6 protein-coding genes are annotated in these 9,393 nt (G+C 39.4%); all 6 read left to right on the forward strand.

Going from position 1 to position 9,393, the window contains the following annotated elements:
* Positions 1–551: FAD binding domain-containing protein (locus tag AC220I_RS13820; RefSeq protein ID WP_486724435.1), on the forward strand; the 551-nt coding region annotated here is incomplete at its 5' end.
* On the forward strand, positions 548–2,806 hold the full coding sequence (locus AC220I_RS13825; RefSeq protein ID WP_486724436.1) for a xanthine dehydrogenase family protein molybdopterin-binding subunit: 2,259 nt from the start codon (positions 548–550) through the stop codon (positions 2,804–2,806). The genes AC220I_RS13820 and AC220I_RS13825, both read left to right, overlap by 4 nt.
* Positions 2,807–2,819: 13 nt before the next feature.
* On the forward strand, positions 2,820–4,313 hold the full coding sequence (locus AC220I_RS13830) for an HAL/PAL/TAL family ammonia-lyase (RefSeq protein WP_486724437.1): 1,494 nt from the start codon (positions 2,820–2,822) through the stop codon (positions 4,311–4,313).
* Positions 4,314–4,478: 165 nt separating this feature from the next.
* Positions 4,479–6,074, forward strand: coding sequence for a BCCT family transporter (locus tag AC220I_RS13835; protein ID WP_486724438.1), 1,596 nt, complete (start codon positions 4,479–4,481; stop codon positions 6,072–6,074).
* A gap of 174 nt (positions 6,075–6,248) precedes the next feature.
* A complete protein-coding gene (locus tag AC220I_RS13840) occupies positions 6,249–7,889 on the forward strand; it encodes a PucR family transcriptional regulator (protein ID WP_486724439.1) in 1,641 nt (546 codons plus the stop codon).
* 10 nt (positions 7,890–7,899) lie between these two features.
* The coding region (locus tag AC220I_RS13845) for a LytS/YhcK type 5TM receptor domain-containing protein (protein ID WP_486724440.1) at positions 7,900–9,393 on the forward strand (1,494 nt) is incomplete at its 3' end.

Below are 9,393 nucleotides of genomic sequence, written 5' to 3' on the forward strand. Positions count from 1 at the left end.
TAGCCAATGCATCTCCTTGTGCAGATACTGTACCCCCATTAATGGCTTATGATGCCATGTTGAAAATTATGGATGGGAAGGGAAACTTTTCGCTTAGAACGATTGATGAAGTTCTGATTGGTATGGGGAAAAACACACTTGCAAATGATGAAATTATTTTGGAAATTATTATACCTAAAAATTCGGAGGTCCAAATATCAGCATTTGAAAAGTTGGGAAGTCGGAAAGCTGTATCAATCTCAAAGTTAAACATGTGCATCGGATTAGGGTACACTGAAGATAAACGGATCACTAAGGCTAGAATATGTGTAGGTTCATTGGGACCGAAAGCCTTTAGAGTCACTGAAGCGGAAGAACTTTGCCTAAACTTGAAAATAGACCAAGATTTACAAGAAACGCTAAAGATCGCAATGGTCAATGAAGTCGAAAAGGCAATAAGGGGCCGTAGCTCAATGCCGTATAAAAAAAGAGCAATAAAGGGCTTGGTTGAGGACGTTTTAATTAATCTATTAATGACATCAAATATTAGTGATAACGGAGGTACCGAATGAGCCAAAACTTCAAATATATCGGAAAGCCGTTGCCAAGACATGATGCAAAAGAAAAAGTGACAGGCAGTTTAAAATATACTAGTGATTTGGGACTCGATGGCATGCTTTATGCGAGGTTAAAAACGAGTGATGTTGCACATGGGGTCATTAAAAACATTGACTCAAGTGAAGCCTTGGCAATGGAAGGTGTATTAGGCGTTTTTCACAGTTTAAACGCCCCTTTGCTTAAATATAATGAACACCAATGGATGGAAGGACAAGAAGAGCTTGAAGATCAAAGTTTATTTTGTGATAAAGTACGTTTTCATGGTGACCGCATTGGGGTTGTAGTGGCCAAGGATCCAGAGACGGCACGTCGTGCATCAAGAAAGATCATTGTGGATTATGAACCTTTAGAATTAGTCTTAACACCTGAAGATGCGTTAAAGGACAATGCTGTAAAGATCCATGATCATGAAAACCTAATCTTCGAGAAAGAAATTGAAGTTGGAAATGTTTCTGACTGTTTTGAAAAGGCGCATTATATTTTTGAGGATCGCATAGAAACACCAAAACAACATCATGCAGCTATGGAACTTCATACATGCTTGGCGATTCCGGAATCAAATGGCAGTTTGACCATCGTTACACCTTGTCAGGTGGCATTTCAAGTACAATTAATTGTGTCTAAAGCCACGGGTTTACCAATTAGCAAAATTAGGGTAATCAAAGCCAATATCGGAGGATCCTTCGGTGGAAAAGGTCAACCAAACATTGAGTCCATTTGCGCATACGCAGCCTTGAAAACAAAGAAGCCTGTTCTGCTTGAAACGGATCGATTCCAATCAATAGCATCCACTAAAACGAGACATGCCACTATAGGGACGATGAAAAGCGTCGTTGATGAGACTGGGATTATTAAAGCTAGAGCGGTAGATATTGTCGCAGATACTGGTGCATATTGCACAAATGCTACAGCCATTATTATGGCAATGGCAAAAAAGTACTATAGGATGTATAAAATTGAGAATTCTCAATTTAAAGGAAGGGCAGTTTACACGAATACACCTGTTGCTGGAGCGTGCAGAGGCTATGGCTCACCACAGATTCATGCCATAACTGAAATTCACATGGACAATATTGCCCGAAAACTCAATATTGACCCTGTAGAAATGAGACTTAAAAATCTAGTGGAGCCATTTGATAGTGATCCTCTAGGTGGTCCAAATCTTGGCAATGCCAGAGTAATTGATTGTGTAAAAAAAGGCGCTGAGGCGTTTAATTGGTCTAAGCGATATCACAAACCAATCTCTAAAGGGCGCTATAAAACTGCAGTAGGTATGGCGTGTGCAACACATGGCAATGGCTATTTTGGTGCGTATCCAGATTTTATCAATATGACCCTGAGAATGAATACAGATGGCCAGGTTGTACTAAATGGTGCGATTCATGATCTTGGTTGTGGGACCGTAACTGTGATGCAGCAGATCGTTGCAGAAGTACTTGACATAAATCCTTATACAGTAAATGTCATCGAAGCGGATACATTGATAAGTCCGTATGATTCTGCTGGCACACAGGCAAGCCGGGTTACTTATGTATGCGGTAGTGCTGCAAAGAAGGTTGCCGAGCTTCTAAAAGAGAAGCTCATTGGTTTAGCCAGTGAAAAATTGGCATGTGATGCCTCTGATCTCATTGTAGATGAGAATAAAATCGTCCATAGAAAAAATTCCCAAGTAAATATTGCCTACAAAGATATTGTAAAATATGCCTATCTTCAAAAATTCGAAGAGGTTGCTGTTAGCACCACATATCAATCGGAATCAAATCCTGCTGTCTATGCCGCTAATTTTGTAGAAGTAGAAGTAGATACTTATACTGGGTTGGTAACGATTAAGGACTTTTTAGCAGTTCATGATATTGGTAAGGCCATCAACCGAGATTTTGTGGAGGGACAAATACACGGTGGCATACAAATGAGTCTTGGTATGGCTTTGATGGAGGAAATGGCCTTCAGTCCAAAGGGGATACTCAAAAATCAAAATTTTAGTAAATATCATGTTTTTAATGCACCTGAAATGCCGCGCATAAAAGTGATGCTCATAGAAGAAGGCGAAGAGGGGGGGCCCTTTGGCGCCAAGAGCGTTGGTGAGGTATGTGCAGTTGCTGCAGCACCAGCGGTAATCAATGCGATTAACAGGGCCTTGGGTACCCAGATATCCATCCTGCCAGCAACACCAGAGCGAATTTTGGAGGCTTTGGACGAAATCGAATAAGAGGGGGAAAATGATGAAAGAAGTAATCGTACTTAATGGGGAAAATTTAACAATAGACTTGTTTGAACGCATTGTCAGACAAGGCGCTCAAATAGAAATTCATCCTGATGTCATGGAAAAATTAGTTGCTTCAAGAAAGCTCGTCTTTGATCTTGCAGATAAGGGCATCCCAATTTACGGTTTTACAGTAGGCGTTGGTTGGAACAAGGATAAAAAAGTATTTGGTAAGTATTTCGAAGATTACAATAGGAACCTCATTTATGCACACTGTGTAGCGGTTGGTCCAGAGGCAAGTGAAGAAACCGTTAGAGCAGCATTGCTTGCAAGACTCAATACGTTCTTATCTGCTAGAACAGGTGCTCAGCCTGAGGTAATAGACCGTTACAAGACGTTTTTGAACTTGGGTATTCATCCTGTTATGCCTGAGAGAGGTTCGGTGGGGCAAGGGGATATTGCCTGTCTCTCTCATATTGGCTTGGCCATTATGGGTGAAGGAGAAGTTTTTTATAAAGGCGAAAGAATGTCAGCTGCAAAAGCACTTGAGCTAGAGGATCTAAAACCAGTTGTACTAGGTCCTAAGGACGGTTTGGCAATCGTTTCTTCAAGTGCACTTTCAATGGGAAAAGGCGCATTGCTTGTGAAGGATGTCATGGATCTTTTAGACATGTCAAATATGATCTACGCCATGTCTTTAGAGGGTCTAAATGGTAATATAACCCCTTTAAACCCTCTTGTAAATGAAATTAGAAAAATGCCGGGGCAGATTTATTGTACCCAGGCAGTAAGGGGCTATTTAAAGGGCAGTTATCTTGAGAAAAAAGACATTACCAAGAGCCTTCAGGATCCCTTATCCTATCGAGATATTGGTGCAATTCATGGTGCAGTAAAGGATGCTCTTGAGTTCGTAAAACAATATATGGAAATCCATCTGAATACTTCTGAAGACAATCCATGTGTTGTTCTAGAAGAACAACGTATTATATCTTGTCAAAATTTTGAAATCCCAACGGTAACCATAGGTCTAGAAATGTTGGCAATTGCATTGAGCCATATGTCCAAGGCCTCTTGCTATAGGACTATAAAGCTTTCGAATCCAAGCTTCACAGGACTTGCGCGATTTTTATCACCAAACGAGGGGGAGGTTCAAGCTTTTCAAACCATACAGAAACCCTTTACGTCATTGGATACTGAGATTAGACATCTTTCCAATCCAACCTCCATGGATTTCTTTGCCGTGGCTGGTGACATAGAAGATCAAGCCAATGACTCGCCATATGTGGTCAGAAGACTCGAAAAAATAGTGGATAATCTTTACTATATACTAGGATTAGAAGCTATGCATGCCATTCAAGCGATTGACTTGAGAGACAACATCGCTTTGGGTGAAAAAACACATGAAGTCTACAAGTGCTTTAGAAAGGTAATTCCTTTTATTGATAAAGATAGGCCTTACACACCGGATATTCAATCGGCATATCAAGTCATAAAAGCCAAAAAAATCTTATAAGAAATAAAAAAATGCAAATATTCAGTCAATTATTTGGCGGTTTGTTGACGATAGTGGTGCTAAAATAAATCAGAATAAGCTGAGTCTAAATGGGGTACCGGCATTATCCATGATTATTACTAACCGCCAGTCTTATTCTCAATAATATATAGGGGGAAAAAATATATGAAAAAAGTAGAAAAAGCGACACTTAGATTGTCCATTTTCGTTCCGATGTCAATTTTATTCTTACTGTCAATTGTAGTAGGAATAGTTGCGCCAGAAGCATTTTTCAATGCCTTGAATGCGACAGCAGGATTTGCATTTGAAAAATTTGGCTGGTTGTTCCAACTTTCATCGGTGTTGTTTTTCTTCATGTGTGCCTATTTGGGGTTTTCAAAATTTGGAAACATCCGTTTTGGTGGTGAAGATGCAAAACCTGAACTGTCTTATTGGAACTGGTTTGCAATATGTCTTTGTGCAGGTATTGCAACGGGTATATTGTTCTGGGGGGTTGTTGAACCTTTAACGCATATGTATGCACCACCTGAGGCGCTTGGATTGGTTCCTGGAAGTGAAGCTGCTGCCATGTTCTCTATGACACAGACCTTTATCCACTGGACTTATCTACCATATGCTATGTATGGTATCTGTGGTGTTGGTATTGCTTATGCAGTATATAATGCAAAATTACCGTTTCAAACGAGCTCTATGCTCTATCCATTCTTTGGTGATAAAATCACAGGCTGGGTAGGTGCTGTCGTGGATAACGTATGTTTATTTGCCATTGCTGGCGGGGTTGCAGCTGTTCTAGGGGTAGGTACAATGCAAATCGGGAGTGGACTCCACATTTTAACTGGGGTAGAGCCTGGAAAAGGCCTTTGGGTAGGCATCGTGTCAGCAATCGTTATAACTTATATCATTTCTAGTTACACTGGCCTTCAAAGAGGGATCAAGTGGCTTTCTGATAAAAATGCCAAGACCTTTATGGTCATGCTTGTCCTCGTATTTGTATTTGGACCAACAGGTTTTATTTTAAATTTTGGAACACAAGCAACAGGACACTTTATTCAAAATTTCTTTGAGAGAACACTTTATTTGAGTCCAATTGATGCATCGCCTTGGCCAAGATGGTGGCCAATTTATTACTGGGCGATTTGGATTGCTTATGCACCTTTAATGGGTATGTTCTTTGCCAGAGTTTCAAAAGGTAGAACCATTAAAGAGTTTATGATGGTAGCAGTATTTATTCCAGCTACATTTGGCTTACTTTGGTTTAGCGTATTCGGTGGTGCAGCAATTCATTTACAAATGAATGGCGCTGGCATCTTCGAAGCGATGCAGGCTGGTGGTAATGAGGTCGCTGTGTTTGCCTTCCTGCAGAACTTCCCATTGCCAAAACTTACAAGTGCTCTTTATCTGTTGGTAATTTTCGTCTCCATTGTTACAATGGCCGATTCCATGACTTCAACTATATCGTCACTGTCTACAAGTGCTTATAATAATGCTGATACAGAACCTTCAGGCAAGGTTAAAATCTTCTGGGGTGTTGTAATGTCGTCCATCGCAATCATCAACCTCTTGTCAGCTGGTGGGAAAATCAGTGGTATTGATGCAACCAAGCAAATTTCAACTGTGGCAGGCTTCCCAATTTTGTTTATTATGATTGCCATGGCATTTGGTAGCATGCGTATGATTATGAAGCAAGAAAAATATGACCTTGCTTATTTTCCAAAATCAGCAGGGAAAACAGATGTTGATGCAGAAAGAAAAGTTGGTTAAAAACGCTCACAGTTTTAAGTGATTTCTAAGGCAGTTCTTTAAGAAGAGGTAAATCTTCATAAAGAACTGCCTTTTATATTGTGAAAAGAATACAATGAAAAAAAACCTAGTTGTATAAATACGGGGTTTTGATATAATTAAGTTATTAAAAAGTTCTAAAATGGGGGGATTCTTTTGAATAATGAGTCAACGGTGCTTCTGAATGAGGTACTTGCACTTGAACTGTTTAAGTCGTCTAATATGATCACATCAATCAATTTGCAGTATAAACCGGTAACTTCTGTGAACGTTATGCTTGATCGCGATATTATAAATTGGATTGGGCAGGACGGTCAAATTATATTAACAACCGGGCAGATTTTTGAGAATCTATCACAGAGTGAACTCATCGAATTGTTCACTGAAATCTCTGCAAAGCATGTGAGTGCAGTCTTTATTAAGATCGCACCCTATATAGATGCCATGCCTAAAGAACTTGTTCAAGTCTGCAATGATTTAGAACTGCCTGTGATTGACCTAGATTATCATGTTTCTTTTACAGAGATTTTTTCTGTGGTTTATAATCTCATGTTTAAGAAGCAGACCAATGTCCTTCAGCGTGTTGAAAATTTGCATAAGGACACCATGAATGTTGTGGTGAGTGGGGGTAACATTGAGGATGTTTTAAAGAGCATTCAGAAGACCATAACATCACCTGTTTTTGTAAGAGACTACTATTTTGAAGATACCTACTTTTTAAAAAGTGCCTTTGAAAACGACTATGCTTTGCTCTATGAAAACATTGAAGGTATACAACTTGATGGTAAGAGTTCTAAGGTGATTTGGGATAGTATCATGTACAAGGACCAGGAAGTGGAGCGCTTGATCATACCGATTTTCGTCAAAAATCAAGTCTACGGGCACATTGTGACCTATGGCAAAGAAAGACCTATTTCCAATTATGATAAATTGGGATTGGAAGCGGCATCCAACATCATCGCCCTTGAGTTTCTAAAAAAAATATCTGTTCAAGAAGTTGAAAATAAATATAAGATAGAATTCTTTGATGATTTGATTTCATTTGATGAAATCAGACGAAGCAAGGCAGTGGAGCGTGCTTCAAACTTTCGATTTTCTGAGAATGCTAACTTTATAATCTTAAACATCGATGTATTATGTAAAACAAACGCAGATGAAACAGAAAAAACCCTAAAAGCAGCGTATTTAATTGAGTTGATCTGTAAGGACATGGGGAGATCTTACATGATTCTCAACAAGAGTGATCATATTTACATCTTGATTATGCTTAAAGAGGGTGAGACGATTCAGGTGGTCAAACGCTATACTAAATACATTTACGAAATTTTGAAATCCAAAATGAAAAAATACCAAACCAAAATTGGGGCTGGGCGCATCTATAAGGGCTTAATCAATGTCCATAAAAGTCTGGAGGACGCAACTAAGTCTCTTGAGGCTGCCGTAAACTATATCGGCGAGGATGTCGTATACTTTGAAGAAATGGGCATCTACAAAATTTTGTCTCAGACCAGTTTAAAATCCGAACTGGAGATTTTTTATAAAGATACACTGGAACCGCTTGTAGCTTATGACCTGAGAAAGGACACAGAGCTTGTCAAGACACTTGAAGTCTATTTTGAATGCAACGGCAACTTGAAAAAAATGTCTGAATCCTTGTTTACCCATTATAATACGATTTTATATCGTCTGGGACGAATACAAGAGATTGTCAACATGGACATCGAAAAAGAAGAGGATCGATTTGCAATCCAGACAGCACTAAAAGTGCATAAGATCTTTAAAAATACCAATAGTTAGAGGTTAAGTCATGTTGGAATTATTAATTCAATTGGTCTATCGTGTGGGGCTCATTATTATGATCGGGCTTGTTTTTTCTAAAACGCGTGCCTTTACCAACATTATAGAAAAACGTGAAATGTCCTTACGTGAGAAGATAACCATGGGCATTATTTTTGCCATACTCAGTATAATTGGAACCTACTCTGGTATTAAGTACCAAGGTGCTATTGTCAACACACGCGTCATTGGTGTGGCAGTGGGTGGTCTTTTAGGAGGCCCGGTAGTAGGTTTAATAGCGGGTATATTGGCAGGTGGACATCGATTTTTAATTGATGTCGGTGGTTTTACAGCACTTGCTTGTGGCATTTCTACTTGTACAGAGGGGATTGTTGCAGGAGCGCTCAGTAAGCGATTTAGCGCCTCAACCGGCAAGATATCCTTTGCACTGGTCTCAGGAATTTTGCTTGAAACGCTACAAATGATCATACTTTTAATCGTGGCAAGACCCCTAAAGGATGCTGTAGACCTTGTAATGGTAATCAGTTTTCCAATGATCCTTGTAAACTCTTTGGGCATCGCATTGTTCGTTAGTATCATCAGCAATATTCAGTCTCTAAGTGGTATTCAGGCTAAGTACCGTGCGAGACAGGCTTTACTTTTGGCAGATAAAACGACACAATCTCTTAGAGAGGGTTTAAATCGAGAGACCGCTAAGTTAACAGCAGAACAAATTTTAAGCGCAACGGATTTTGATGCGGTGGCCATCACCAATGTAAATGAGATTTTGGCACATGTTGGTGCAGAGAGTGATCATCATAAAGCAGGTATGCCAATTTTAACGCAAATCACTAAGATTGTATTGAAATCAGGTGAAGTAAGAGTTGCTCAAAGCAAAGAGAGCATTGGCTGTCCAAGTCCAAAATGTCATCTTAATTCTGCTGTGATTGTCCCAATTTGGGAAGGTGATCTCATAAAGGGAACCTTGAAATTTTATAGAAAAGCGGATGTTATATCGGATTTGGACATAGAAATTGCCAAGGGACTGTCTAATATCTTATCAACGCAACTTAGAATCACTGATTTGGAAAGACAGTCTAAGTTGGCTTTAAATGCTGAAATTAAAGCACTTCAGGCTCAAATAAATCCCCATTTCCTATTCAACAGTTTAAATGTGGTTATTTCATTAATTCGCACGGATCCACAAAAGGCAAGAGAAGTCTTGTTGGATTTAAGTGAGTTTTTCAGAAAAAATATGCAGTCTTTAAAGGGCGAGATTGCCATCAGAGACGAGCTGATTCACGTTGATAAATACATTAGTGTCAGCAGGGCGCGCTTTGGAGACAAGGTCAGAATCCAGTATGACATTCAAGTGGATCAATCCGTTCATATACTGCCCTTGCTGATTCAACCTATCGTTGAGAATGCAGTATTGCATGGCATATTACAGAAATCTGAAGGTGGCCTTATTAAAGTATCCATCAAAAACCTTAAAACCACCTATGATGATACATTTTTAGAAATA

Source organism: Fusibacter sp., from assembly GCF_057447755.1.